Origin of the sequence: Amycolatopsis sp. VS8301801F10, from assembly GCF_046195355.1 — a bacterium.
In the GTDB taxonomy this organism is placed as follows: Bacteria; Actinomycetota; Actinomycetes; order Mycobacteriales; family Pseudonocardiaceae; genus Amycolatopsis.
This window is the reverse complement of record NZ_CP176065.1, coordinates 3,615,407-3,642,181: the sequence shown is the minus strand read 5'-3', so window position 1 is coordinate 3,642,181 and position 26,775 is coordinate 3,615,407. Positions and strand designations below refer to the sequence as shown.

The window sequence follows — 26,775 nt, the reverse complement described above, 5'->3', positions numbered from 1 at the left end:
GGTCTCCGTTTCCCGCGCCGCTCAGAGCGCGATGTTGACGGCTTTGGTCTGGGTGTAGAGGTCGATGGCGTCCGGCCCGAGTTCGCGGCCCCAGCCGGATTGCTTGTAGCCGCCGAACGGGAGCGCGAAATCGGTGGCGTTGTACTGGTTGACCCACACCGATCCGGCCTTGATCCGCTGGGCCATCCGGTGCGCGCGGGACAGATCGCGGGTCCACACCCCGGCGGCGAGCCCGTAGACAGTGTCGTTGGCAGCGCGGACAATCTCGTCCAGCCCGTCGCGGGTCGAGAACGGCAAGGCGCAGACGACCGGCCCGAAAATCTCTTCGCGGACCACGCTGAACTCCGGCCGGACGTCGACCAGGACAGTCGGTTCCACGAAGAAACCGCGCTCGCCCCAGCGTCCGCCGCCGGTCAGCGCACGCGCCCCGTCGGCCGCGCCTTGGGCGAGATAGCCGGTGACGCGGTCCAGCTGCTCCTGCGACACCAGCGGCCCGACCTGGGTGCGCGGATCGAGTCCGGGCCCCAGCCGCGCCTTCGCCGCTTCCTCGGCCACCGCCGCGGTGAACTCGTCGAAAATCTTGTCCTCGACGAAAAGCCGGGTCCCCGCCACGCAGGCCTGGCCGTGGTTGCTCAGCCACGCGTTCACCGACCCCGGCACCGCGGTTTCGAAGTCCGCGTCGGCGAAGACGATGTTCGGGCTTTTGCCGCCGAGTTCGAGCGACACCTTCTTCAGATTGCCCGTCGCGGCGGAAACCACCTTCTTGCCGACCGCGGTCGACCCGGTGAACGCGATCTTGTCCACCCCGTCGTGTCCGGCCAGAGCGGCGCCGGCGTCGCCGAACCCGGTGACGATGTTGACGACGCCGGGCGGGAATCCCGCTTCCTCGAACAGCTCTCCGAGCAGCAACGCGGTCAGCGGAGTCTGTTCTGCGGGTTTGAGGATCACCGTGTTGCCGGTCGCGAGCGCCGGCGCGAGCTTGAACGCGGCCATCAGCAGCGGGAAGTTCCACGGGACCACCAGCCCGCAGACACCGACGGGCTCGCGCAAGGTGAACGCCTGGAACTCGCCGCCGGGGCTGCGGGTCATGGACACGTCCACGGTGCGGCCCTCGAGCTTCGTGGCCCATCCCGCGTAGTACCGGAACAGCTCCGCGGCTCGCGCGACATCTCCCTTTTCCGCGATCAGCGCGGATTTGCCGTTGTCGAGCGATTCCAGCTGCCCGAACTCCCCGGCCCTGGCCTCGATCAGGTCGCCGACTGTCCACAAGAGACGTTCGCGGGCGTTCGGCCGCATCCGCGACCACGGGCCCTCGAACGCCGTCCGCGCCGCGCGCACCGCCCGGTCGACGTCGGCGGCGGTTCCGCGCGGGACCTCGCACAACGTCTCCCCGGTCGCCGGGTCGACGGTGCCGAACGTCTCCCCCGACACCGCGCCGGTCCAGCCCCCTCCGATCAGCATCTTCTTCGGCGCGGCCAGAAACTCGCGGACCGCGGGCGCCACCTCGGTCGTCGTCGTCGTGGTCACTGCTGTCCCTCTCGGATTTTCGGTCGCCGCCGCACGGGCGGGGCGGAACGGTAAAGTGGCCGCATGTCGTTCGATCCGCCCCAGACCCGGGGCGAAGCCGTGCTCCGGCAGCTGCGCGCCGAGATCATCGGCGGCGCGCTCGCCCCGGGAGAGGTGCTGCGCGACGCGGAGATCGCCGCCCGGCTCAAGGTCAGCATCACGCCGGTGCGGGAGGCGATCGCCCAGCTCGCCCAGGAGGGGCTCGTCGAGGTCTCGCCCAACCGCTGGCGGCGCGTCGCGCGGATGACCCTCGAGGAGGCGCTCGCGACGATCGACGTCCAGTTCATCCTGTTCGGCGCCGCGCTGGAACGCGCGATTCCCCGGATGACGATCGGCGACGTCGACCAGATGCGCGACCACCTCGCGGCGCTCCGCACGGCCGTGGAGCGAAACCAGGCGGCCACCGCGGTCGAGGCGGTCGGCGGGTTCTTCCAGACGCCGATGGCGCTGGCCGGCAACCACGAGCTGACCGCGTTGTGGGGCTTGGTTTTCGGGCGCGGGCAGCGATTCATGGGCCTCTCCGGCGCGAGCGCGTTGTGGCCGGTCTGGCTGGACGGGTTCGCCAGGGTGTTCGCCGAGGTCGAGCGCCAGGACCCGGCCGCGGCGGCGCGGCGGGTGCGGGAGATGGCGGCCGAGGTCGACGAAAAGACGCGCGCGGCCTCCGCGTCCGACATCGTCCTCGGCCGGCCCAGCGAGAACGCCGGCGACCCCGCCTGATCACGCCGCAACGGCCGAGACCGTCCGGCGGAATCCGCGGTAGCCCTCGGCGGCGATCCGGTCGCACAGCTCGCGGTAGACGCCGACGCCGCCGACGTAGGGCATGAAGACCCGGGGTTTGCCCGGGATGTTCGCGCCCAGGTACCACGACGCCGCGTCGAGGAACAGCGTGCCCGCGGCGAGTTCGTTGACGTGGGCCACCCATTCGTTCTGCGCTTCTTCGGTCGCCTCGATGGTGTCGAATCCCTCGGCGCGCAGCCGGCCGATGCAGTCGGCCACCCAGTCCACGTGCTGTTCGATCGAAGTCATCATGTTGCTCAGCACCGACGGGCTGCCGACCGTCGCGATCAGGAACAGGTTGGGGAAGCCCGCGCAGCCCACGCCGAGATAGGTCCGCGGCCCCGCCGCCCACGCCTCGCGCAAGGATTCCCCGCCCCGGCCGCGGATGTCGATCGCGTTGACCGCGCCGGTCATCGCGTCGAAACCGGTCGCGTACACCAGACAGTCCACTTCGTACTCCGCCGCGGCGGTGCGGACGCCGTGCGGGGTGATCTCGGCGATCGGTTCCGTGCGAAGGTCGACCAGCTGGACGTCTTCGCGGTTGAACGTGGCGTAGTAGCCGGTGTCGACGCACGGCCGCTTGGCTCCGAAGGGATAGTCCTTCGGGCTGAGCAGTTCGGCGGTGCGGGCGTCCTCGACGATCTCCCGGATCTTCCCCCGGATGAACTCCGCGGCGGTCTCGTTCGCCGCCCGGTCGGTGCGCAGGTCGTTGAACAGCGACGCGAAGTTCAGCCCGCCGGCGCGCCACTGCCGCTCGTAGATCTCCCGGCGCTCCTCGTCGGTCACCTCCAGCGCCCCGATCTCCGGATCCGCCCGGGTGACCCCGCCCGAGTTGTACCGGGCGATCTCGCGGCGGCGCGGGTAGTCCCGCTTGACCTCGGCGCGGAATTCCGGCGTGAGCGGCCGATTGTGCGCGGGCAGGCTGAAATTCGGCGTGCGCTGGAAGACGACGGTGTGCGCGGCCTGCTCGGCGATGAGCGGAATGGACTGGATGGCCGACGATCCGGTGCCGAGCACGCCGACGCGCTTGCCGGCGAAGTCGACGCCGTCGTGCGGCCAGTCCCCGGTGTGGTAGGTCTCGCCGCGGAACGCGTCCCTGCCCGGCAGATCCGGGACGTTGCCCGCGGACAGGCAGCCGGTGGCCAGCACGACGTAGCGGGCGACGATCAGCTCGCCGAGGTCGGTGCGCACGTGCCACCGGCCGGCCGCCTCGTCGAACTCGGCGGACAGCACCTGCGCGCCGAACTGGATGTCCCGGCGCAGGTCGAACCGGTCGGCGACGTGGCCGGCGTAGCGCAGGATCTCCGGTTGCGCGGCGTAGCGCTCGCTCCATTCCCACTCCTGCTCCAGCTCCGGGGAGAACGAGTAGGAGTAGTCGACGCTTTCGATGTCGCACCGGGCGCCGGGATACCGGTTCCAGTACCAGGTTCCGCCCACGTCCTCGCCGCGCTCGTAGACGCGCGCGGCGAGGCCGAGCCCGCGGAGCCGGTGCAGCAGGTACATGCCGGAGAAGCCCGCTCCCACGATGAGCGCGTCCAGTTCCCGCGTGCTCGTGGTCTCGGGAACCGAAGCGCGGGGGCGCAGCAAGCTCATGAGGTCTCCTTCGCTGATTTCGGGCGGAGCAACGGATCGAGCTGCCGGGCGACGAAGCCGATTCCCTCCGCGCTGCCCGGGAGCACGCCCGCCAGGGTGAAAAAACCGTGCATCTGGTCGGCGAACCGCTTGGCCCGCACCGGGACTCCCGCGGCTTCGAGACGGCGGGCGTATTCCTCGCCCTCGTCGCGCAGCGGGTCGTGGCCCGCGGTCAGCACGATCGCGGGCGGCAGTCCGGCGAGGGTCGCGGCACGCAACGGAGCGGCGGCGGGTTCGGTGCGCCGGGCCGGATCGGGCAGGTAGTGGTTCCAGAACCAGACCATGCTGTCCCGGCTGACCAGCAGCTGGTTCTCCGGCTCCCGATAGGACGGACGGTCCAGGTCCGCGTCGGTCGCCGGATACACCAGCACCTGCGCGGCCAGCTCCGGACCGCCCTCGTCGCGGGCCCGCTGCGCCACGACCGCGGCGAGATTTCCGCCCGCGCTGTCGCCCGCGACGACGAGCGGCGCGCCCGCCCCGGCCAGGCTTTCCGTCCGTTCCGCCGCCCAGACCAGCGCGGACCAGGCGTCTTCCGGCGCCGCCGGGTAGGGATGCTCCGGCGCCAGCCGGTACTCGGCGACGACCACCGCGCACCCGGTTTCGCGCGCCAGCAGCCTGCCGAGCAGTTCGTACTGCTCGAGTTCGCCGATCACCCAGCCGCCGCCGTGGTAGTAAACGAGCACGCCGCGCACCGCTCCTCGCGGAACGAAGACGCGAACGGCGAATCCTCCGCCGGGGGCCGGCACGTGGTGGTCTTCGGCCCGCGAAACCGGCGGAAGCGAAGGCGGTTCCGCCGCGGCGGCCAGGTCCTTCGGCAACGCCCGCGCCTCGGCGACGGTCATCTCGTGCAACGGCTTCCAGCGCTGCGCGGCCATCCGTTCGCACAACGCCCTGGTCGCTTCATCAAGGGCCACGGTGCCCCTCACAGATCCGTAGGGATGAACGACCAATGAATACAGGATGCATTTGTCACCCGTCAACCGCCGAGGGCCGACTCCACCCTCCCCGAACCCCGGCAGCTGCCGGTCTTGCAGGGGATATCCGACCGGAGTCGACGTGGCCAGGTCGACGAGCGGCACCGTTCCGGAGAGCCAGGTGCGAAGTTCCCCTTGCCAATCGGTATACCGTATGCCCAGGATGTATACCGATCGCTCACCGAACGAAGGGAGTTGGGCAGTGGACGGACCGGTGCGCTACGAATCCGGCGACGGGATCGCCGTCATCACCCTCGAACGTCCCGGCAAGCTGAATGCCATCGACCAGGCCGCCGCCACCGCGCTGGAGGAGGCGTGGCGCCGGTTCGACGAGGGCCCGGACTCCGTCGCGGTGCTGACCGGCGCGGCGGGAGCCTTCACCGCGGGCGTCGACGTGACCGACCCGCCGCGGGATTCCGGCTGGGCGCCGAATCTGGGCGTCACCACGACGAAACCGATCGTCCTCGCGGTCGACGGCTGGTGCATCGGCGCCGGGATGATCCTTCTGCAGCAGGCCGATCTCTGCGTCGCCACGGCCTCGTCGCGGTTCCGGTACCCCGAGGCGCGGCTCGGGCTGTCCCGGGGCATGGCCACCGGGCTCGCCGCCAAGATCCCGCACAAGATCGCGATGGAGATCCTGCTGCTGGGCCGGGTGACGACCGCCGAAGAGCTGTACCGGGCCGGGCTGGTCAACGCGATCGCCGAAGAGGGCGCAGCGCTGGCGACGGCCAAGGAATGGGCCGCGGAGATCGCCGCCGCCGACCAGGACGTCGTGCGCTACCTCAAGGAAGGGGTGCTCGCCACGCTCCCGCGCGGGCCGGGCGAAGCCGCCGAACAGGCACGGTGGCGGGCCGCGCGCCTCCCCGGGAATCAACGGCTGCTCGCCGGGAACCTCACCCCGGCCGACCTGAAGGGAAACCGGTGACCGGCCTCGCTCCCCCGCTGCGCGGGCTGAAAATTCTCGACCTGTCGCATTTCCTGGCCGGCCCGTTCGCCACGATGATCCTCGGCGACCTCGGCGCGGACGTCGTCAAGGTCGAGCCCCCGTCAGGGGACCCGGTGCGCACCCTCCCGCCGTACGAAATCGACGGGATGAGCACCTTCTTCTTCAGCGTCAACCGGAACAAGCGCAGCATCGTGGCCGACCTCAAGTCCGAAGCGGGCCGGGAACGGTTCCTCCGGCTGGTCGAGACAGCGGACGTGGTGTGCCACAACTTCCGGCCGGGCGTGCTGGAGCGGCTCGGGATTTCCTACGAGGTGCTCCACGAGCGCAATCCGGCGCTCGTGCTGTGCTCGGTCTGCGGATTCGACAGCGAGGGCCCGTACGCCCAGTTCCCCGCCGTCGACAGCCTGGTGCAGGCGCTGAGCGGAGTGATGAGCCTGACCGGCGACCCGGACGGTCCCCCGGCGCGGGTCGGGTACCAGATCGGCGACACCGCGGGCGGGTTGTGGGCCGCGATCGCCATCCTCGCCGGGGTGCACGGCCGGCTCGCGGACGGGAAAGGCCGCCACGTGGAGGTCTCGCTGCTGGACGCCCAGCTCAGTCTCCTGGTCTGGCAGGCGCAGGACTACCTGTCGCACGACGTGGTCTACCAGCGCATGGGCACCCGGCATCCGACGCTTCCGCCCAGCCAGGCCTTCGAATGCGCCGACGGGCGCTACGTCTACGCCACCCCCAGCGCCCTGCCCCGGTGGTGGGCGGGCTATTGCCGCGCGATCGGCGAGGAGTGGCTGCTGACCGATCCGGACTACGCGGAACTCGGCGCCCGGCAGCGCAACCGCGACGCGCTCGAGGCGATTCTCGCGAAGAAGTTCCGCAGCCGGGACTCGGCGCAGTGGATCGCCGAGTTCCGGGCCAACGACGTTCCGGTCGCCCTGGTGCAGACGGTCGACGAAGCGTTCGCCCTGCCCAGTGTGGAGCGCCGGCACATGGTGGTGACCGTCGAGCTGCCCGACGGGAGCAGCGCCAGGATGGTGGGCAACCCGGTCAAAACCGGTGCCGCCGAAGTGTTCCGCGCTCCCCCGCGGCTCGGCGAGCACGACAGCGAACCGGTTTTCGGTTCGCCTGTCGCCGGGGAAACGCCGGGCTCCCCGAGTCCCGGCGGCGGCTCGAGAGCGACTTAGCATATCGGAGGACGTGCGCACGCGAATTCGGCAGACGGGGCGATGACCAGTGGCAGGAACGGCACATCCGGAACTACCCGGCGAGGACGGGGGCAGTCTCGGAGACAGCGCCTACGAATCGCTGCGCGCCATGCTGATGGCGGGGAAGTTCCAGCGGGGCGACCGGCTGGCCGAGAACCGCGTCGGCGAGATGCTCGGCGTCAGCCGGACGCCGGTCCGCGAAGCGCTCGCCCGCCTCGCCGCCGAAGGGCTCGTGGAGGTCCGGCCGAACGGCAGCCGGGTGGTCGCCGACCTCTGGGCCAAAGTGTCCGAGGTGCTCGCCATCCGCGGCAAGCTGGAGCCGTTCGCCGTGAGCCTGGCCGCGCACCGGATGACCGGCGAGCAATTCCGCGCCCTCGAAACGCTTCAGGACCGGATGGAGAAGGTCCTCCCCTCCGCCGCCTCCGCCATGGACGAACTGCTGGACCTCAACCAGCGGTTCCACTGGACCATCGTCACCTACTGCGGGAACGCCTCGCTGGTCGAGGTACTCGACCGGTTCCGCCCGTTCACCATTTTCCCGCGCATCCTCACCCGCTACCCCCCAGCCGAACTCGAGCTCGCGATCGGCGAGCACCGAGCCATCATGGACGCGCTCTGGCACCGCGACGCCGCGAAATCCGAGCTGCTCGCCGCCGCCCACCTGGAACGGGGGATCGCCGCCGTCCGCGGCGTGCTCGACTCCAGGTGACGCCCGGGCGCGCACGAAACCGGGAGCTGAAAAGCACATGACGACCGAACGCGACCTCGTGCTCTACGAACGCGACGGCAAGATCGCCACCATCACGCTCAACCGCCCCGAAGTGCGCAACGCACAGAACGGCAAGCTCCTCTACGCCCTCGACGCGGCATTCGAAAAGTTCGCTTCCGACGACGACGCGGCCGTCGCGATCGTCGCCGGAGCCGGACCGCACTTCTCCTCCGGCCACGACCTCGGCCCGGCCAGCGACCGCGACGTCACGTTCGACCGCCGTTCGCTGTGGTGGGACCACGTCGGCAAAACCGGGGCCGAAAACCGGTTCGCCCGCGAATGCGAGCTGTATGTGGGCCTGTGCCGGCGCTGGCGCGACCTGCCGAAGCCGACCATCGCCGCGGTGCAGGGCGCCTGCATCATGGGCGGCCTGATGGTCGCCTGGTCCTGCGACCTCATCATCGCCAGCGAGGACGCCTTCTTCGCCGACGCCGCCGTAGATTTCGGGATTCCCGGGGTCGAGATCTTCGCGCACCCCTGGGAACTCGGGCCGCGGCAGGCCAAGGAATTCCTCTTCACGTCCCAGCGGCTCAGCGCGGCCGACGCCCACCGCATGGGCATGGTCAACCATGTCGTGCCGCGCGAACAGCTGACGGCCGCGGCGCGGGAACTCGCCGGACGGATCGCGCAGCGGCCGCGCCTCGGCCTGGCGCTGGCGAAGCAAGCGGTCAACCAATGCGAAGACCTCATGGGCAAACGCAGCGGAACCGACTCGGTCTTCGGCCTGCACCAGCTCGCCCACGCGCACAACGCCGAGGTCATGGGCGACATGAACGGCGGCGGCTCGCCGGACGTGGTCCGGCGGGCGCTCGCCGGGCAGCCCAAGGCCTGACTCTCTTTTTCTGGCGCACCCGAATCCCACCGTGCCTTTCGCGCGGGTATTCCGCCTGCCCGGAATACCCGCGCCTTCGCAGAACAGGAAACCACCGTGCAACGTTTTACCGGCCAAGTCGTCATCGTGACCGGCGGCGGCAGCGGAATCGGATCCGCGTGCGTGCACCGTTTCGCCGCGGAAGGCGCGAGCGTCGCGGTAGCCGACCGGAACGGCGACGCCGCGGCAGAGACCGCCGCGCGGGTCCGGCGCGACGGCGGCATCGCGGAGCCGTTCACCGTCGACGTCACCGACTCGGAAGCGGTCGACGCCACCGTCCGCCGGATCGTTGCGGAACTGGGCGAAATCAGCGTCCTGGTGAACAACGCCGGAATCCATTCGACCCACCTCGTCCACCGGCTCACGAACGCCGAATGGCAGCGCATGCTGGACGTGAACCTTTCCGGCAGTTTTTACTTCGCCCGCGCGGCACAGGAATCGATGGTGCGCCGGAGGTCCGGCCGCATCGTCAACCTCACCTCGCAAGCCGCCATCGGCACCGAACGCGGATTCGTCCACTACGCGGCAGCGAAAGCCGGGGTGATGGGCCTGACGCGTTCGCTGGCGCTCGACCTCGGCCGCTTCGACATCACGGTCAACGCCGTCGGCCCGGGCCACGTCGAAAGCCCGCTCACGCACCACCTCGCCGAAACAGCGGGAATTCCGTACGAGGACATCAAAGCCGAGCAGATCCGGCGCAACGCCCTGCCGCGTGTCGCCCAGCCCGAAGACCTCGCCGGGGTCATTTCCTTCCTCGCGTCCGAGGACGCCCGGCACGTCACCGGCCAGGTCATCTGGGTGACCGGCCGCCCGAACGGAGCGTGAAACCGTGACCGGCCCTGAACTTGCTCCCCGCCGCGTCATCCTCGCCGCGTCCGCGGGAAACATGCTCGAGTGGTACGACTACTTCATTTACGGCACCGCCGCGGCCCTCGTGTTCCCCAAGCTGTTCTTCCCCGCCCTGCACGGCGCGACCGCCACCATCGCGTCCTTCCTCACCTTCGCGAGCGCCTTCGTCGTCCGGCCCGTCGGCGCCGCGGTCTGGGGGCATTTCGGCGACCGGCTCGGCCGCCGGAAAGTGCTCGTCTCCACGTTGGTCATCATGGGGCTCAGCACGATCGCGATCGGCTGCCTGCCGACCGCCGACCGGATCGGGACCTGGGCCCCGGCGCTGCTGGTCGTGCTCCGGACCGTTCAGGGGCTCGGCGTCTCCGGCGAGTACGCCGGGGCGATGAGCATGACCGTCGAGATCGCGCCCCGGGAACGCCGGGCCTTCTACGGCACCTGGCCGAACGTCGGGAACTCGGTCGGCCTGCTGGCGGCGACCGTGGTCTTCAGCCTGCTCGCGCTGCTTCCCGAGGACCAGTTCCTGGGGTGGGGCTGGCGGATCCCGTTCTGGCTGAGCGCCGCGCTGCTCGGCGTCGGGCTGTACCTGCGCACGCGGATCGGCGAATCGCACGTGTTCGAGGAAGCGCGGCGGCGCGACCTTCTCGTGCGGGCCCCGTTCGCCGAGCTTCTCCGGCGGCACAAGGGCAGTCTGCTGCTCGGGATCGGCGTCCGGTTCTGCAACGACGTCCTCGCCTACCTGGTCCTGACCTACACGGTTTCCTACGTCACCACGACTCTCGGCATGCCGCCGTGGCTGTCGACCACCGCCGTCGCGGTGTCGGCGGCGTGCTCGACGATCGTCATGCCGCTCGCGGGCCGCCTCGCCGACCGGATCGGGCGCAGACCGGTGTTCGCGGGCTCGGCGATCCTGGCGATCGTGCTCGCCGTCCCCTATTTCTCCCTGCTGAACACCCGGAACCCGGTGCTGGTGATCCTCGCGATCGTGCTCCTGCACTGCGGCGTGGTGGAGACCTCCTACGCGATCATCGGCACTTACCTGGCGGAGCTCTACCCGGCCAACATCCGGTACTCCGGAATCGGCGTGACCTACAACGTCACCTCCATCATCGGCGCCGGCTTCGCCCCAGTGATCGCCGTCGCGCTGTACACCGCCGCCGGCAACAACGCCTACGCTGTCTCCGGGTACATCGCGTTCGCCGCGATCGTCACGCTGATCGCGGTGCGCTTCGGCCGGGAAACCCGCGGAACCGACCTGCTGGCCCCGGAACGAGCGAGCGTCGCATGACTATCGGCATCGGAGAACTCCTCGCGGGCAGCCCGGACAACTGGGGACGCTGGGGGCCAGACGACGAGGTCGGCGCGCTGAACTACCTGACCAGGCAAGAAGTCCTGCGCGGCGCGGCCGAGATCAAAACCGGCGAAACCATTGTGCTGCAACGCCTCATCGGCGATCCGGACGGCGACCCGGTGTCCCCGAGCCGGACCCCCGCCCGGCACACCATGACCGTCGACGAATCGTCCTGGGACCCCGGCGGCACCGGGCCGGCCTTTCCCGGCGGCCTGCACTACGCCGACGACAAAATCGACGCCTACCTTCAGGGTTCGACGCAATACGACGCCCTCGGCCACGTCTGGTACGACGGCAGGCTGTGGAACGGATACGACGCCCGCACCACCGTCGGCGGCCTGCGCAAAGCGGGCATCGACCCCATCGCCCGCCGCGGCGTCGCCGGCCGGGGCGTGCTCCTGGACCTGCCGCGGTGGCGCGGGAAACCCAGTCTCGATCCGGGCGAACTGTTCGACCACCACGACCTCGAAGCCTGCGCCGAGTCGCAAGGAACGGTGATCGAGCGGCACGACATCCTCGTTCTGCGCACCAATTACCTGTCCCGAACCCCAAGGCAGCGCAACGATCCGGGACTGGAGTTCACCTTCGCCCTGCTCGACTGGTTCCAGGACAAGGAAATCCCGAACCTCGTCACGGACACCTTCGCGAACGAACCCCCGGTCGACCGGCGCAGCGGCTGCGCGTTGCCGTTGCACTGCTCGCTGATGCGCAATCTGGGAGTGGTGTTCGCCGAACTGTGCGATCTCGAAAGGCTCGCGTCCGCGTGTGCTGCCGACCGGCGATATGAGTTTTTCTACGTGGCCGCGCCGTTGCGCGTGCACCGAGCCGCGGGGTCGCCGGTGAACCCGGTCGCCATCAGGTGACCGGCTCCGTCAGGAGCGATCGGGCCGGCATTCTTCATCTGAAGATCGAACTCGCCACGACAGGACTGCGGGCATTGAGCCGATCAGGTGATTCTCGTCCGCGCGGTTTTCGGCCAGCTTCTGGTCCGGCAAAGTCGAGCCGTCGCCCGACCCGGCTCAGGAGCGCAGCACGTGCCTTTCGACCCGAACCAGCCCAGAGGCCCCGACGGAAAATGGATCAAAACAGGCGGCGTATTCGCCGCGGCCGCCTTGGCAACAGCCGTGGCGGCGGCAAGCGGCGGAGACGCAGTCACTTCGGTCGGCGCCGGACTCGACGCCGCGACGACCAAGAGCGTGTCCGACACGGACATGGCCAACAGCAAGAAGGCCGCACGAAAGGGCAACCGCACCGAGGCATGGCGACGGCTGGCTCTCAAGGAAGCCAGGAAGAAAGTCGAGAAAGATCTGCGCTGCGCCGTGCAATCGTACGGTCAGGTTCAGCAGTTCTTCCTTCGCCACCCGTGCAAGAAGCTCGATCAGCTGCTGTTCGTCGTGCAGGACAGCAGCGGTAACACGATCGCCGGATCGGTCAGCTGGGTGACAATGCCGTCGGCCGAATCAGCCGCACAGCTCCGCACATTGGAAGACACCTACGGATCCGGTGACGTCACCCCCTTCGGAACGGAGATTCTCGAAGCGAACGGCTTTCGGTTCACCGGAAAGCACTACCGGTCACGGCTGGACGGGAAGCTGGTCGTCATCGCCGAAACAGACCCGATCACGGGCCACCCCTCCGACGCGTTCCTCAAGCAGGTCGCCGACGTCGCGGACGTCCTCCCACCACCATGACGACGTGGTCTGGTCCGCGTGGATGCCGACCGATGGTGCCTCGGGATCCCGTCGAAATCGCCGATCTGCCGTCCCTCGACCTCCACCTCGTCGAGCGGCACCGGTAGGCGTTCGTCAGGCCGTTCTTCACCGTGGTCAGAAACGTCGCGCTGACAGCCGTGTATCCGTCGCTGAACCGCCACCCGCAACCGACGGAGCTGGATGCCTTGTCCGTCTCAGGATGGCTCAGCTGCAACGCGGACAGCTGCGCCGGCGTCAGCATGTATCGGGCTGCCGTCCCCCGCGTCGGTTCGGAACATCCGCTGACCGCGACGACCAGCACACCAGCGCTACCGGCCAGGGCAAGACCAAATCGAGAGAAATTCACCGGCATCCTATTGCCAGGAGGCGGATCTCGCCCTGTGACGATCCCCTCGCAAGCCGTCATCGCGTCGTCGTCAGGCCGAGGCCGTGAGTTGAGAACGGAAGCGGGCGAGAGCCCCTGATCACCCGAACACACCCCTATCAACTCCCCCTCCAACGGCGCTGAACGCGATCCTTGGTCGCTCACCACCATTGGAGGGAAACGTGCCCAGATACCGATTACTAAGCAGCGCATTTCTGCTCACCGCAGCCTTGCTCCTCCCAACCCCAGCCGCATCCGCCGCTGCGGGCTGCACCTGGCATCCCACGGCACTTCCTGTGCCGGGCCAAGGTGGGCTGCCGACTGCGACCGATCACCAGGGCGGCTTCGCCGGCACCGCCGAGACCGCCGACGGTTTGCGGGCCATTACCTGGAAGAACGGCTCCTACTCCGTGTTCCCCCGGATCGGCACCTTGACCGACTACGAAGTGGCCGACGAGAACCGCGCGGGCACGATTGTCGGGACTGCGCGGGTCAGCTTTCCCGGGGTGTCCGTGAGCACCGCGTTCCGCTCTCGGGGCGGCGTGCTCGAAGAACTGCCGAAGCTGGGCAGCAACACCAAGGCCGCCGCGCTCGGCATCAATGACGCGGGCGACATCACCGGCTACGTCTGGGGCGACAGCAGCGGCCTGACCACGGTGGTGCGGTGGCCTGCCGCGCAGCCGGGCGCCGTCACCACGCTCCCGGGGCTGGCTCCGGATCCCACCTCGCCTCAGGCGGTCGACGAGGACGGGTCGGTGTTGTTGCTGCGCGACTCCGGTCTCGCGATCTGGCGGGCAGGCACGATCACCCGCCTCGGCACGCTGCCGGGCCTGCGGTTTCCCGACGGCACAGCGTTCTCCAACGGCCGCGTAGTCGGCCACGCCACGTACAACGGCAAGAACGTCGGCGTCTACTGGGACCAGCAGGGCGCCGCGCACGTGCTGCCCAACTCGAGCTACAACCTGTCCAACGGCAACCCGGACTTCGACCTCAATCGCGACGGCCTGATCACCGGCCGGATCGACGAGGCGCACGGCGGCAACGACCTCAACGGCACCGGCTACGGCGTGTGGCGGCAGGGTGCCTGGGTGTCGAACTTCGGCGACCTCAAGCTCGACCTTCCGTCCCGGGTCGGCGACGACGGCACGGTGGGCGGGGCGCGCATGAACGCCGACCAAACTTTCCGTCCGTACACCTGGCGCTGTTCCTGACCGCAGTGCGCGCGTCGGCCCCGGTCGCCTTCTCGGCAGCCGGGGCCGATTCGCGACGGCTCCACTGTGGACGGCCGGACTGGCTATGCCTGGCTCGGCATCGAGACGACCGCAATGGGCATTGGACACGCATCTGGCCCGCGCCACATGCTGGTGCCGCGCACATTTCAACGGCGAAAGGGTACCTTCCGTGACCGCACCGTACGTCCTCGTCCACGGCGCCTGGCACACCGGCGACCACTGGGAACCGATCGCCGACCGGCTGCGGCGGGTCGGTCACACGGTGCACACCCCCACCGTCGCGGGATTCGGCGAGGGCGCGGACCCGGACGTGACCCATGCCGACGGGGTCGATTCGATCGTGCGTTACGTCGCCGACCGCGGCCTGCACGACTTCGTCCTGGTCGGCCACAGTTTCGGCGGCACGATCATTTCCAAGGTGGCCGAGGCGATGCCGGAACGCATCCGCAGGCTGGTGTTCTGGAACGCCTTCGTGCTCGAAAACGGAAACAGCATCAATGACGAATCGCCGGCCAGCTACCGGGAAATGGTGCGCGGCTCGGCGGTGGACGGCAGGTTCTCCCTGCCGTGGCCGGTCTGGCGCGAAGCGTTCCTCAACGACGCCGACGAGCCAACGGCCCGCGCCGCGTTCGAAACGTTGTGCCCCACTCCGGTTTCCATGCTGGAGGACAAACTGGACCTGGCGAAGTTCCACGAGTTGATCGCGGCGGGCCGGCTGCGGTGTTCCTACCTCAACTGCACCGAGGACATCGCGATGCCGCACGGCGAGTACGCGTGGCACCCGCGCTTTTCCTCCCGCCTCGGGCTGTGCCGGATCGTGCAGATGCCCGGCAGTCACGAAGTTCTCTTCACTCAGCCGGATGCCTTGGCGGCAAAGATCATCGAGGCCGGCCGCGACTGAACGACCGCACCGGCAGTTGCCCGTCGCAGATCCTCTCCCCGGAGCGTCCTATGTGTCCTGTCCCTGGTTCGACGGCGGCTGCTGCCGCTTCCGCTTCGGTCACCCGCCGCTCGCTGATCGGCGGGGTGGGCGCCCTCGCCGCTTCGCTCGGCGTGGCCGCCGCCGGCGGTCCCGCGACGCAGGCCGCGGCGGCGTCGGTCGCTTCGCCCGTGCGGTCCCGGCTGGAGGTGATCCTGTTGGGCACCCAGGCCGGGCCGCCCGTGTCGTCGGACCGCAGCGGGATCGCCACGGCGCTGGTGGTGGACGGGCGCACCTACCTTGTCGACTGCGGCCGGGGCGCGACCACCCAGTTCGTGCGGGCCGGGTTGAAATTCCGGTCGCTCGAAGCCATTTTCCTCACCCATCTGCACGCCGACCATGTCGCCGATTACTACGACTTCTTCCTTCTCGGCGGCAGCGTGCCGGTCTACGGCGGGGACAACGTGGCGCGGCCGGTCAAGGTGTACGGGCCGGGACCGGCCGGCGGCCTGCCGCCGAAGTTCGGGGGCGGCGAGGCGCCCACGGTCTCCCCGGAGCATCCCACGCCGGGAACCGCTGACCTGACGCGGCGCTGTCACGACGCCTACGCCTACAGCAGCAACGTTTTCCTGCGGGACATGGGAATCGCGGACATCCGGACGCTCGCCGACGTCCGCGAGATCGCGCTTCCCGAGGTGGGAGCCAGCTTCCGCCGCACCCACCCGGCGATGCGGCCGTTCCTGGTGCTGGAGGACGAACGGGTCCGGGTCACCGCGACGCTCGTTCCCCACGGGCCGGTGTTCCCCTCCTTCGCCTTCCGTTTCGACACCCGGTACGGCTCGGTGACGTTCTCCGGCGACACCACCTACAGCGACAACCTCGTCACCCTCGCCAAGGGTTCGGATCTGCTGCTCCACGAGGCCATCAACCTCGAAGGCATGAACCTCTCCCCGGTGTTCCGCGACCACCTGCTGGAGTCCCATGTGGAAGTGCAGAAAGTCGGCGGAATCGCGGAAAGCGCCGAAGCCAAGCACCTCGTGCTCACGCATTTGGGCAGTGCGAACGGCTCCCGGATCAATCCGGCACAGTGGAGGAAATGGGCTCAGCGCGGATACGGCGGCCGGGTAACCGTGGGCGAAGACCTGCAACGGATCATCGTGGCTTAACCGACGTTTCGAGCCAGCCCGACGTACTCGTAATACCCGGTCCCGGCAACGGGTTGGCCGTTGTGGGTCCCCTCGTAGTCCATTCCCCCGAGCCAGCCTCGACCCAAGCCGTAGATCACGTGGGAATCGGTGACGACGGACAATTCGGTGGGCGAACCCGAACCCGCCGGAATGAACCAGCGGAACCGGCGCGGCAGCCTGGTCCGGGCGCCGTCCGGGGCGATCACCGGTTCGTCGTGGTATTCGAGCACGTCCAGGCGCACTCCCCGGACCTGCCGCCGGTCTTCGCCGTCGAGGTCCTTCAGGTAGGCGGCCGGCGCCATCCGGCCACCCATTCCCATGCCCGCCAGCATCAGCAGGGTGCGCGGCCCGAGTTTGATCACCTGCCAGGTGAAGACGTCGATCGGCATTTTCAGCGCGCGGGGAACCGGGCGGTCGGCGATCGCGGTGGTCGAACTGACCCGTGCGTATTCCAACGACAACAGCCCTTCGACGGGGCGGGATTCGCCGTGCCAGCGCAGCGTTCCCCGGTAGGTCGCCGGGTATCCGAGATGGTCGTAAACCGGGCTGCGAATGAACCGGGTGATCCGGTCGGCGCATTCGGCCTCGAGGTCGAGGGCGAAATCCGGCCGGCGGATCTGTATCCGATAAGAGGGGAACCGTCCGGCGATGGTCAGCACGTCGGCGACGCGGAGCCGGGAACCGTCGGGGAGCAGATCGCAATCGTCGAAGACGTGGTAGGCGGAAAACCAGTCCGGCGCGGTCGCCGCCGTGCCGACCGCGAGAGTCAGGGTGGTGCGCGGCGACCCGGCGACCGCGTGGTCGATGTCGAACGCGCGCATTCCCGGGCGGCCGACGAGGGTCGCGCATCCCAGGAAACGGTGCGGCGCGGGCAGATCCGGGATGACCACGTTCCAATGCGCCGCGGTGTATCTGCGCCCGGTCGTGTGCGGACGCAGGAATTCGCGGTGCGGGAAGGGCGCGTCGGTCTCCGCTCCCCCGTTGAGGAACCGGCGTGCCGCCGCGATCAACGCCGCCGCCGAGCGACGGCGAACTGCTCCGCCCATCCGTTCCGCCCTTCTTTCGCGCCCGCGGCGGACCGCGTGCGCGTGGTTCGATTTTCGAACCACCGTATAGTGAGCCCGTGAGCGAAGCAAGACCGCCGATCCCGGGCCAGCCCGTCCGCGGGTCCAAGACTGGACAGCCGCTCATGGCGGCTTTCGATCTCCTCGGGCGGCGCTGGGCCATCGTCATCCTGTGGCAGCTGCGCACCGAACCGGTTGGATTTCGAGATCTGCGGCGGGCTCTGCCGGACATCTCCTCCAGCGTGCTCAGCACGCGCCTGCGGGAACTGGCCGGCGCGGGCGTCACCGAAACCGCCGCGGACGGCAAGTACACGCTCACCCCGATCGGTCTCGAACTCCTCTACGCCCTCGCGCCGCTCAAGGCCTGGTCGCACAACTGGGCCAGGCACCTCGGAGTCAGCACCTTCGCCCTCGGCCATCCGCCGGAGAAGGACGGACTGATGTGACCGGCGCGCGGCTTCATCGCGCCGGACGCGGCGGCAGCGTGCCGAGCGGGCTGCGGCCGGTGCAGCCGCTGGCTCCGCATTCGCAGGCCCAGCGGTAGGGCGCGGTAGTGCTGCCGGGAATCACGTCGCGCCCGGTGGCCTTTGCCCAGAGCCGTCCTTGCCGCGCCGCGGCGTCGTTTTCGAAGGCTCGCTGCTCCGCCAGTTCGCGTCCTGGAGCGAGCTTGCCCGCGATGCCGGGTTCGAGAGCGGAGCACACGGCGTCGTACGTCGCTGACCAGTCCGGGTTCTCGGGCACCTCGATCACCGGACGACCGGCGGCGGCGGCCTCGCCGCGGACCCGGTCGGCGAGCACGGTGTCGCGGGCGACGAGGCGTTCGAGACGCTCCGGGCCAGCGTCCGACCGAGACGCGCGCGCCGCACGGGTGCGCCCCGGCGTGGGAAGGAGGAACACCGCGCTTCCGACGGGCAGCGGGGCGGCCATCGACGGCATCAGCTGCGGCCCCTCGACCAGGACCGGCACGGGATCCGCGGCTCGGGCGCGCACGTCGGAGAGGACGAGCGGCAGGCGCGCGTGCGCGGTCGCGACGAATGCGGCCGCGGCGTGCTCGGGGCCTCGCGCGAGTTCCTCGTCGAGTGTCGTGCTCGCCGCGGGGAGCCGCTCCTGGTGGTCGTAGGTCCACAGGTCCACTGGGTGCAGTGGCAGGTCGAGATGCCGGCTCGCCAGCCACGCGATCGTGGACTTGCCGGATCCCGGAGCGCCGCCGATCCAGAGCATGGCCGGCCACGAAATCTCCCCCACCGGTTCGACCATACCGGCCGCCGAAGGTCACGAAGGGCGGATGAGGCGGCTTTCGTAGGCGAAGATCACGGCCTGGACCCGGTCGCGGAGTTCGAGCTTCTGCAGGATTCGCCCCAGGTGGGACTTCACGGTCGCCTCGGCGAGGTGCAGGGCGGCGGCGATCTCGGCGTTGGACCGGCCGGCGCCGACCTGGACGAGCACCTCGCGTTCCCGGGAACTGAGCCGACTCAGCCGCTCGTCGGGGGCGGTGGCGGCGGGGTCCGGGAGGTGCGGGCGGAATTTCTCCAGCAGCCGGCGGATGACGCGCGGCGAGACGACCGCGTCGCCGGCAGCCACGGTGCGGATCGCGGCGAGCAGTTCCTCGGGCCGGGTGTTCTTGAGCAGGAAGCCCGAGGCCCCGGCTTTGAGCCCGGCGAAGGCGTACTCGTCCAGGTCGAAGGTGGTGAGGATCAGGACCCTGGTGTGCGGGCAGTTCCGGAGGATCTGGCGGGTCGCCTCGATTCCGTCGGTCCCGGGCATGCGGACGTCCATGAGGACGACGTCGGGGCGCAGCTCGACGGCGAGGCGGACGGCGTCGGCGCCGTTCCCCGCTTCGCCGATCGGCTCCAGGTCCGGCTGCGCGTCCAGAACCATGCTGAATGCCATGCGCAGCAACGCTTCGTCGTCGGCGATCAGGATGCGGATCGTCATGCGGACGCCGTCAAGTCGAGGCAGGTATGCACTCCCCAGCCGCCGCCGGGAAGCGGGCCGGCCTGCACCGTTCCCCGGTAGGCGGCCGCGCGCTCGCGCATTCCGGTGATGCCGTTGCCGAAACGGGTGATCGCAGAGGTCGGCGGGCCGGCGTCGGTGACGTCCACCGTGACGGTCTCGGCAGTGCATTTGATCCGGACCTTCGCGTGCGTACCGGCGGGAGTGTGTTTGAGGGTGTTCGTCAAGGCTTCCTGTACCAGGCGATAGACGGTCAGTTGCGCGGTCGCGGGGAGCTGCGCGTGGTCGCCGTGGAGGTCGAGTTCGGTCGGGAGCCCGGCGGCGCACATCTGGTCCGCGAGGGACTCCAGCTGCGCGATGCCGGGCAGTGGGTGCCGCGCAGCGTCCGGTTCGTCGGCTCGCAGGACGCCGAGCGAACGCCGCATGTCGGTCAGCGCCTGCCGGCCGGTTTCGGCGACCTGGAGCATCGCGGCGGCGGCTTTGCCGGACGACGGCTGCGCGTAACCGGCGGCATCGGCGAGCGCGACCATGACGGACAGGTTGTGGGTGACGATGTCGTGCATCTCCCTCGTGATCCGGGCTCGCTCCTCGGCAACTGCCCGTTCCCGCGCTGCTTCCAGGTACGCACGGGTGGTCCGGTTGTTCCTCCCGAGGGCGGCCGCGGCGGCGACCATCGCGGTGAGCGCGACGAACGGGGTCAGGAACCCGCCGTCTGTCGCCCAGCGCAGGCAGGCGAGGACGGCCCCGATTTCGGCGACGACGACTGCGGCGAGGGTGGCGCGCTTGCCGGAGTTCGCGGCCACTGTGTAGAGAGCCACCAGCAGAGCGACGTCCGCGGGCAACTGCACGCCCGCCCACCACTGGACGAAAGCCGCAGCCGCCACCGCACCGAACACGGTGAGCGGGGCCCGGCGCCGCCAGGCCAAGGGCAACGCGAGTGCGACGGTGAGCGCGGCGGCCACCGGCAACTCCGCAGGCGCCCACATGGTCAAGACGTTGAGCAGCAGAAGCACGGGCAGCAGCGAGTCCCACACTGTCGGCGGCAGCCGGGACGCCCAGCGCCGCTCGGTCCTCACAGCGCGATCGTAGGCCGCCGACCCGCCGCGCACATGAGCCTGCGGGCTGACCGCGGCGAGCCGGATTGCGACCGCGGAAGGAGTCCCGACACCTCCTGCGGTCGCACTCCGGCCGCTGGTTCCGGGGTTCGATTGCCACTGGAGACGGCATCGAGATCGGGTCCAGAGAGCGATGCGGCCGCGCGGGCCCGCGGCCGAACATGGCCCGGTGACCGAGATCATCCCGGGACTGAACCTGTCCCTGCTGGAAATCCTGACCCTGCTCAGCGCCGTCACGCTGGTGGTAGCGCGCTGGCTGCCCGCCCTGGCACGCCGGCGCGGCGCCATCGCCGCGGGAGTGGTGTTCCTGCCGTCCGCGATCGCGCTCGCCGTGACCGGGATCCGCTGGCAGCTGCTGCCGGTGCTGGCAGGCGCCATGCTCGCCTTCCTTCCGTTGGCGCGAAACCGTCCTCGGCGGATCCGCTTGGCGCTGCCGGGATCGCTGGCCTGCTTCGCCCTGATCGCCACCGGCCCCGTGACCGCGTGGGCCTTCCCCGTCCCCGGCTTCCCCGCGCCCTCCGGCGGCTTCGCGGTCGGCACCCGCGTGCTGCAGTGGACCGACCCGAACCGCCCCGAGACCTTCACCGCCGATCCGCAGGACCGGCGCACGGTCGTCGCCCAGCTCTGGTACCCCGCGCGAGACAGTGCTGACGCACCGCGTGCGCAGTACCTCGGACGCACGACGGACGAAGCACGCACGGTCGCCGAAGCACTCGCCCGCGGAGTCGGCCTGCCGGGTTTCCTGCTGGACGATGTCCCGCGCGCCCGCACCCACGCGATTCCCGACGCCCCGGCGGCCAGCGAAGGCGGACGGTTTCCGATCGTGCTGTTCTCGCCGGGGTCGAGCGGCGTGCGTACGCAGAACACCGCGTGGGCGGAGGAACTCGCCAGCCACGGCTACGTGGTCGCCGCGCTAGACCACCCGTACGACTCCGCCGCCGTCGTGCTCGCCGACGGCCGGACGATCACCACCGCGACCGTCTCCACCGGAGACCGGGACGAGGACAACCGCCTTGGCGAAACCTGGACCGCGATCCGGGCCGCCGACCTCAGCTTCGCGCTGACCCAACTGGAAGCCCTCAACCAAGGCGGCTCCGATCCGCTGGCCGGACGCCTGGACACCAGCCGGGTCGCCGCGACCGGCCACTCCATGGGCGGTGCCGCCGCACTGCAAGCGGCCAGACAGGACCACCGGATCGCCGCGGTCGTCGATCTGGACGGCTACCCGCGCGGCCCCCTGTCGCCCGCACTGGACCAGCCGACGCTCGCACTCACCCAGGCCGTCACCCCGGCCACCGACCCTCGTTACCTGCCCCAGCTCACCGAGGTGCTAGCCCGCGGGACAGCGACGAACTACCGCCTCACCCTCCCGGGCGCCGCACACCTCACCTTCACCGACGGTCCGCTGTACTTGCCGCCGGTGCCTTCGATAACCGGTTCGCTGGGCCGGGCCGAGAGCCCGCACGTGGTCGCGGCTGCCACTCTGGTGTTCTTGGATTCGGTTCTGCGTAACGGGTCTGGTGATGTGGCGGGGGTTCTGGCGGGGTATGGGGAGGTGCGCGTTTTTTCTCCGGGGCACAATCGCTGAGTGAGCTTTGTTCCGCGAAACCTTCAGCGCTCGCCAGCTCTCCTCCACGGACAGCCGACCTGCCACGACTTGATCGTCCAGTTCGGCCTGGTCAGGCCAGACTGGCAGCCTTGAGCCACAACGTGAGCGGGACCGTCAACGGATACAGCACGAAAACCCACAACGACCGATCAATACGTCTTCCTCGCCCCTCGACCTCCGTGTCACGGACCGCACGGCTGTGCTCCAACGCAGCGGACAACCGACGTTCGTTCTTCCCGGCGCGTGAACGGTAGCGGCGGGAAATCTTGGACAGCAGCCAAAGATGGTCGAACTCCCACCGGATACTGCTGTTTTCCAGCCCAATTTCAATCTGGTTTCCGCGCTCGCGGACGAAATAGACCTGTTTCCAAGGAACTTTCAGCGACCCGACCGCGTACACGACCTCCACCTCATGCCCGTCCCAGGCGATTCGGGGTCGCAAGCCGCTGCGGCGGATCACTTCGAGCAGCACTGCGGCCAGCGGCAGGGAAACCCCCAGCGGAGGCAACCCTCCGACGTCGTAGACGGCCGGGACTCCGGCGCTGAGGAACACTACGACGAAAGCGGCGAACACATTGATGAATCTGCTGCGCCTGATCTCGCCGTGCACCGTGTCCTCGTCAGTCGTCAGAGCCGCGCTCCCGCCGCGCCGCTGAGGATACCGCTGTCCGGACGAGGCGCGGCCGGGCAGCGCAGCGAAGCAAGCGGCTCCCCGGCAGCACCCCCCTTGACACAGTGTTTCATCAGACAATACGTTCTTGTCACCAGATGAAACACCCTTCAGCAAGGGGAGGCCGCTCGGATGGTTCTCGACACCGCCTACTTGCTCCGTCGGGCCGGGGCCGCGCATCGGGGTCTTACGGCAGTCGACGACGGGCGCACGGCGCGCACCTTCGGCGAGCTTCTCGACCGCGCGGAGCGGCTGGCCAATGCGATGGACGCGCTCGGCGTTCCGGAAGGCGCGAGTGTCGGGATCCTGTCCGACAACCGCACCGAATTCGTCGAGACCGATTGTGCTCTGGCGCTCGGGCGACGGGTTCGCGTGGCACTCAACGCGAGGCTGCATCTGGAGGATTTCCGTTACGTAGCCGAGGATTCCGGACTCCGTGCGCTCTTCTTCGCCCCGAAATTCGCCGCCGAGGCGCACGCGCTGGCCGAGGAGTTCGGGATCGCGGTGATTCCGTTCGAGGACGATGCCAGCTTCCAGCACTCGTACGAGATGCTGATCGCCAGCGCACGAAGCGGGCCAGTGTTGCGGGACAGCGATCCCGAAGGGGCGGCGTGGATTTCCTACACCTCCGGGACAACTGGGCGGCCCAAGGGAGTCGTGCTGTCGCATCGGGCATTGCGCGAGGTGGCGTTGAACTTGCTGCTGGAGCTGGCACCGGTCCGCGAAGGGGAAAGGATTTTGCTCACCCAGGCCGTTTCGCACGCGTCGGGGTATTTCGTGTTGCCGTATTTGATCAGCGGCGCTGGCGTGCATGTCCTGCCGAAGTTCGATCCCGACGAGGTGTGGCGCCGGTCCCGCGAAGAGCATTTCCGGACACTCAAAGCGGTTCCGGCGATGCTCGAACCATTGCTGGACGCGGCGCGCGGCGAGTGGGGGTTCGAGACAATCGTCTACGGCGCGTCCAGCGTCGCGTTGCCGGTCCTGGAGCGCGCGCTCGACCGGTTCGGGCCGACGTTGGTGCAGGACTACGGGCAGTCCGAAGCGCCGATGACGATTACCTGCCTCAGCAAGACCGATCATCTCGACCCGCAGGCCAGGCAATCCGCGGGCAGGCCGTGGAAATCGGTGGCGGTTGAGGTGCGCACCGAGGACGGGCGGGTCGCGCGGGCGGGCGAGATCGGGGAGGTCTACGTGCGCGGGTCGCATGTGATGACCGGATACCACCGCAAACCCGAGGCGACGGCAGCGGTGCTGGCCGACGGATGGCTGCGCACCAAGGATCTCGCGAGGGCCGACGAGCGCGGGTTCATTCACCTGCAGGGGCGCAATGACGAAATGATCAACTCTGGCGGGTACAACATCGCGCCGCGCGAGGTGGAAAACGAACTGTCCGCGCACGCGGCGGTGAGCGAGGCAGTGGTGCTCGGGCTGCCGGACCCGCGGTGGGGCGACGCGGTCACCGCGGTGGTCCGGTTGGGGGACGCCCAGGTCGCGTCCAGTCAGGAGTTGATCGAGTTCGTCCGTCCCCGGCTGGGGATTCGCACGCCGCGGCGGCTGGAGATCTGGGACGCCATTCCGCGCACCCCCTACGGGAAGGTCGACCGGGTGGAACTGCGGGACAGGCTGATCGGAGGGCTGGAATGAGCGTCGACGACATTGAGATCTTAGGCGTCGGGATGCATCCCTTCGGACGTTATCTCAACTCCTCGTTGAAAGATCTCAACCGGGTCGCGTGCGTATCCGCGCTGGTGGACGCGGGGCTCGAGGTGCGTGACGTCGACGCGGTCTACGCGGCCAACGCGATGGCGGGACTGTTGCAGGGCCAGGAGATGATCCGCGGGCAGTCGGTGCTGCGCGAGATCGGGATCGAGCGGGTTCCGGTGACGAATGTCGAGAACGCCTGTGCGAGCGGGTCCACCGCGTTGCGGCAGGCGGTCCTCGCGATCCGCGCCGGATCGGCGGACGTCGTGTTGGTCGCGGGCGTGGAGAAGATGTTCGTGGAGGACCGGTCTCGGACGCTCGCGGCGCTGGAGTCGGCGGGCGATCTCGACGTGGTGTCCGGGATCGGGCTGCAGTTCACCGCGGTTTACGGGATGCGGCTGCGCAAGCTCATCGCGGCGGGCAGGCTCACCATGGACGATCTGGTCGCGGTTTCGGTGAAGAGCCACGCCAACGGCGAGCGCAATCCGTATGCCCAGCACCGGAAAATCGTCAGCCCGGAGGAAGTGCTGGCGTCGCGGCCCATCGCTGACCCGTTGACCTTGCTCATGTGCAGTTCGATCTGCGACGGCGCGGCGGCGGTCGTGGTCGCCCGGCGTGGGGCGGTTCCGGCGACAGAGAGACCGACCGTCCGGATTAGAGCAGCACAGGCGGCAACTGGATATACCACCACCGGGGACGAGCCATCTCTGACCGAGCTGTGTGCGGCAGCGGCCTACGCGGAGGCGGGGTTCGGCCCCGAGGACATCGACGTCGCCGAGGTACACGACGCGATGGCTCCTGCCGAACTCATCGCCTACGAGCAGCTCGGCTTCTGCAGTCCAGGCGACGCCGGCGCGCTGCTCGCCAGCGGCACGACCCAGCTCGACGGCGCCCGTCCGGTCAATCCCAGCGGCGGGCTGTCGTCGCGCGGCCACGCGGTCGGGGCGACCGGGCTGGCGCAGATCGCCGAGCTGACCTGGCAGTTGCGCGGCGAGGCCACCGGACGGCAGACACGGCAGCCGCGCATCGGTCTCGCCCACAACAACGGCGGCTGGCTGGAGGGCGAATCAGCCGTCTCGTGCGTACATCTGCTGGAGAGGACCGACCAATGGGACTGAACGCCGCCTTGAAGGTTCCGGCCACCGGCGAACGGCCGCGCGACAACGGGCACGCGCTCGTCGGCAGCCGTTGCGGGCGATGCGGCGCGGCCTCGTTCCCGGCGCGCGCGGTCTGTCACCGATGCGGGACGGCCGCGCCGGCGGAGCACGCGTTCGCGGCGACCGGCGTGCTGCTCACCTACACGACCGTGCACGTCCCCCGGCCAGGGCTGCCCGCGCCGTACACGCTCGGCCAGATCGCCCTCGACGACGGCGGGCCGATGGTGTTCGGCCAGGTCCGGACCGGCGGGTCCGCACCCGAAGCCGGGATGGCCGTGCGCGTGCGGATCGGCGGGACGCCGCGCTACTGGTTCGAGCCCGAGCGTTTCGCTGGTTGATACGGTGACCTCACTCGACAAAACGCAGAGGTGGCCAGTGACTGAAACCCCCGACGGCTCCACGGTCCGCGCGGTGAGCCGGGCGATCGACATCCTGTTCGCGCTCGGGCACAGCCCGCTGACGCTCGGCGACGTGGCCGAGGTCGTCTCGCTGTCGAAGCCGACGACCTACCGGCTGCTGAGCACGTTGCGCGCCAAGGGAATGGTCGTGCAGGACCAGGCCAGCGGGCATTACGGGCTCGGCCCCGGCTGCTTCCACCTGATGTCGTCGATTTCCAACGGCAATGCGGGTTTCATCTTCGAGGCGACCGACGCGCTGGAGCAACTGCGCGACGTCACCGAGGAAACTGTCGCGGTGCACGTGCGTGCCGGCCGGTCCCGCATTTGCGTGAAGGAACTGCCCAGCCCGCACCTCATCCGTTACATCGCGGGCGTCGGCGTTTCGGAGGGCATCCACACCGGTTCGGCGGGCAAGACGCTGCTCGCGTTCATGCCCGAGGCCGAGCGCGAGCGCCTGCTCAAGGACCTTCCGCTCAACCCCACGACGCCGAATACGATCACCGACCTCGAAACCCTGCGCGCCCAGCTGACGCGGATCGCGGCCGAGGGCATCGCGCACAGCCACGGCGAACGGGCGGTGGGCGCGGTCGGCGTCACCGCGCCGATCACGGACGCGAACGGTTTCGCACTCGCGGCGTTGAGCGTCATCGGACCGGAAGGCCGGCTCGGCAAAGAAAAAATCGCCGCGATCGAACGTCACGTCAGGGAAGTCGCGGCGCGGATTTCGGCGACGGTGTCCGGAGCATCCGAAGTGGACTGAACG

At 69.3% G+C, this 26,775-nt stretch carries 26 protein-coding genes; 18 read left to right on the top strand and 8 right to left on the bottom strand.

What is annotated here, in order from left to right; all coding sequences use genetic code 11:
* Positions 1–21 precede the first annotated feature (21 nt).
* Positions 22–1,461: an aldehyde dehydrogenase family protein gene (locus tag F9C11_RS17350; RefSeq protein WP_409186924.1), complete on the bottom strand. Its 1,440-nt coding sequence runs from the start codon at positions 1,459–1,461 to the stop codon at positions 22–24.
* A gap of 129 nt (positions 1,462–1,590) precedes the next feature.
* Here F9C11_RS17350 and F9C11_RS17345 point away from each other — a divergent pair, with 129 nt between their 5' ends.
* On the top strand, positions 1,591–2,283 hold the full coding sequence (locus F9C11_RS17345; RefSeq protein WP_409185910.1) for a GntR family transcriptional regulator: 693 nt from the start codon (positions 1,591–1,593) through the stop codon (positions 2,281–2,283).
* Here F9C11_RS17345 and F9C11_RS17340 read toward each other — a convergent pair whose 3' ends face one another.
* Entirely contained in the window at positions 2,284–3,936 is a 1,653-nt protein-coding gene (locus F9C11_RS17340; protein WP_409185909.1) for a flavin-containing monooxygenase, read from the bottom strand. It abuts the gene before it with no gap.
* Complete coding sequence (locus F9C11_RS17335) at positions 3,933–4,889, bottom strand: alpha/beta hydrolase (RefSeq protein WP_409185908.1); 957 nt, start codon at positions 4,887–4,889, stop codon at positions 3,933–3,935. The genes F9C11_RS17340 and F9C11_RS17335 overlap by 4 nt, the downstream gene beginning before the upstream one ends.
* A gap of 262 nt (positions 4,890–5,151) precedes the next feature.
* On the opposite strand from F9C11_RS17335, the gene F9C11_RS17330 reads away from it, so the two are divergent.
* From F9C11_RS17330 to F9C11_RS17280, 11 genes are all read left to right on the top strand, one after another.
* On the top strand, positions 5,152–5,874 hold the full coding sequence (locus F9C11_RS17330; RefSeq protein WP_409185907.1) for an enoyl-CoA hydratase/isomerase family protein: 723 nt from the start codon (positions 5,152–5,154) through the stop codon (positions 5,872–5,874).
* Entirely contained in the window at positions 5,871–7,073 is a 1,203-nt protein-coding gene (locus tag F9C11_RS17325) for a CaiB/BaiF CoA transferase family protein (protein ID WP_409185906.1), read from the top strand. The genes F9C11_RS17330 and F9C11_RS17325 overlap by 4 nt, the downstream gene beginning before the upstream one ends.
* A gap of 49 nt (positions 7,074–7,122) precedes the next feature.
* Positions 7,123–7,803 (top strand): GntR family transcriptional regulator, encoded by a 681-nt coding sequence (locus F9C11_RS17320; protein WP_409185905.1) that lies wholly within the window; start codon positions 7,123–7,125, stop codon positions 7,801–7,803.
* 37 nt (positions 7,804–7,840) lie between these two features.
* Complete coding sequence (locus F9C11_RS17315) at positions 7,841–8,695, top strand: enoyl-CoA hydratase (RefSeq protein ID WP_409185904.1); 855 nt, start codon at positions 7,841–7,843, stop codon at positions 8,693–8,695.
* A gap of 96 nt (positions 8,696–8,791) precedes the next feature.
* Positions 8,792–9,559 (top strand): SDR family NAD(P)-dependent oxidoreductase, encoded by a 768-nt coding sequence (locus tag F9C11_RS17310; protein ID WP_409185903.1) that lies wholly within the window; start codon positions 8,792–8,794, stop codon positions 9,557–9,559.
* 4 nt (positions 9,560–9,563) lie between these two features.
* Entirely contained in the window at positions 9,564–10,868 is a 1,305-nt protein-coding gene (locus F9C11_RS17305) for an MFS transporter (protein ID WP_409185902.1), read from the top strand.
* The gene (locus F9C11_RS17300; RefSeq protein WP_409185901.1) at positions 10,865–11,794 is read left to right on the top strand and encodes a cyclase family protein; all 930 of its coding nucleotides are present in this window, start codon (positions 10,865–10,867) and stop codon (positions 11,792–11,794) included. The genes F9C11_RS17305 and F9C11_RS17300 overlap by 4 nt, the downstream gene beginning before the upstream one ends.
* Before the next feature lie 171 nt (positions 11,795–11,965).
* Complete coding sequence (locus F9C11_RS17295; RefSeq protein WP_409185900.1) at positions 11,966–12,622, top strand: hypothetical protein; 657 nt, start codon at positions 11,966–11,968, stop codon at positions 12,620–12,622.
* Between the two features lie 681 nt (positions 12,623–13,303).
* Positions 13,304–14,218: a hypothetical protein gene (locus F9C11_RS17290; RefSeq protein ID WP_409185899.1), complete on the top strand. Its 915-nt coding sequence runs from the start codon at positions 13,304–13,306 to the stop codon at positions 14,216–14,218.
* 190 nt (positions 14,219–14,408) lie between these two features.
* Complete coding sequence (locus F9C11_RS17285; RefSeq protein ID WP_409185898.1) at positions 14,409–15,140, top strand: alpha/beta fold hydrolase; 732 nt, start codon at positions 14,409–14,411, stop codon at positions 15,138–15,140.
* 50 nt (positions 15,141–15,190) lie between these two features.
* Positions 15,191–16,324, top strand: coding sequence for an MBL fold metallo-hydrolase (locus tag F9C11_RS17280; protein WP_409185897.1), 1,134 nt, complete (start codon positions 15,191–15,193; stop codon positions 16,322–16,324).
* Here the strand turns inward: F9C11_RS17280 and F9C11_RS17275 are convergent.
* The gene (locus tag F9C11_RS17275) at positions 16,321–17,391 is read right to left on the bottom strand and encodes a DUF6670 family protein (protein ID WP_409185896.1); all 1,071 of its coding nucleotides are present in this window, start codon (positions 17,389–17,391) and stop codon (positions 16,321–16,323) included. The genes F9C11_RS17280 and F9C11_RS17275 overlap by 4 nt on opposite strands.
* 77 nt (positions 17,392–17,468) lie before the next feature.
* Here F9C11_RS17275 and F9C11_RS17270 point away from each other — a divergent pair, with 77 nt between their 5' ends.
* Positions 17,469–17,855: a winged helix-turn-helix transcriptional regulator gene (locus tag F9C11_RS17270; protein WP_409185895.1), complete on the top strand. Its 387-nt coding sequence runs from the start codon at positions 17,469–17,471 to the stop codon at positions 17,853–17,855.
* A gap of 13 nt (positions 17,856–17,868) precedes the next feature.
* Here the strand turns inward: F9C11_RS17270 and F9C11_RS17265 are convergent, their stop codons facing one another.
* The 3 genes from F9C11_RS17265 to F9C11_RS17255 are packed head-to-tail and all read right to left on the bottom strand — an operon-like array spanning position 17,869 to position 20,438.
* Positions 17,869–18,654, bottom strand: a complete 786-nt coding sequence (locus tag F9C11_RS17265; RefSeq protein ID WP_409185894.1) for a hypothetical protein — start codon at positions 18,652–18,654, stop codon at positions 17,869–17,871.
* A 27-nt stretch (positions 18,655–18,681) separates the two neighbouring features.
* On the bottom strand, positions 18,682–19,344 hold the full coding sequence (locus F9C11_RS17260) for a response regulator (protein ID WP_409185893.1): 663 nt from the start codon (positions 19,342–19,344) through the stop codon (positions 18,682–18,684).
* The gene (locus tag F9C11_RS17255) at positions 19,341–20,438 is read right to left on the bottom strand and encodes a sensor histidine kinase (protein WP_409185892.1); all 1,098 of its coding nucleotides are present in this window, start codon (positions 20,436–20,438) and stop codon (positions 19,341–19,343) included. Before F9C11_RS17255 ends, F9C11_RS17260 begins: the two co-directional genes overlap by 4 nt.
* A gap of 208 nt (positions 20,439–20,646) precedes the next feature.
* Here F9C11_RS17255 and F9C11_RS17250 point away from each other — a divergent pair, with 208 nt between their 5' ends.
* Complete coding sequence (locus tag F9C11_RS17250) at positions 20,647–22,065, top strand: alpha/beta hydrolase family protein (RefSeq protein WP_409185891.1); 1,419 nt, start codon at positions 20,647–20,649, stop codon at positions 22,063–22,065.
* Positions 22,066–22,156: 91 nt separating this feature from the next.
* Here the strand turns inward: F9C11_RS17250 and F9C11_RS17245 are convergent, their stop codons facing one another.
* On the bottom strand, positions 22,157–22,696 hold the full coding sequence (locus F9C11_RS17245; RefSeq protein WP_409185890.1) for a hypothetical protein: 540 nt from the start codon (positions 22,694–22,696) through the stop codon (positions 22,157–22,159).
* Positions 22,697–22,888: 192 nt separating this feature from the next.
* Between F9C11_RS17245 and F9C11_RS17240 the strand changes: the two genes are divergently transcribed.
* The 4 genes from F9C11_RS17240 to F9C11_RS17225 are packed head-to-tail and all read left to right on the top strand — an operon-like array spanning position 22,889 to position 26,772.
* Entirely contained in the window at positions 22,889–24,400 is a 1,512-nt protein-coding gene (locus F9C11_RS17240) for a class I adenylate-forming enzyme family protein (protein ID WP_409185889.1), read from the top strand.
* Positions 24,397–25,575: a thiolase family protein gene (locus F9C11_RS17235; protein WP_409185888.1), complete on the top strand. Its 1,179-nt coding sequence runs from the start codon at positions 24,397–24,399 to the stop codon at positions 25,573–25,575. Before F9C11_RS17240 ends, F9C11_RS17235 begins: the two co-directional genes overlap by 4 nt.
* On the top strand, positions 25,566–25,952 hold the full coding sequence (locus F9C11_RS17230; protein WP_409185887.1) for a Zn-ribbon domain-containing OB-fold protein: 387 nt from the start codon (positions 25,566–25,568) through the stop codon (positions 25,950–25,952). The genes F9C11_RS17235 and F9C11_RS17230 overlap by 10 nt, the downstream gene beginning before the upstream one ends.
* Before the next feature lie 37 nt (positions 25,953–25,989).
* Positions 25,990–26,772: an IclR family transcriptional regulator gene (locus F9C11_RS17225; RefSeq protein ID WP_409185886.1), complete on the top strand. Its 783-nt coding sequence runs from the start codon at positions 25,990–25,992 to the stop codon at positions 26,770–26,772.
* Positions 26,773–26,775 lie beyond the last annotated feature (3 nt).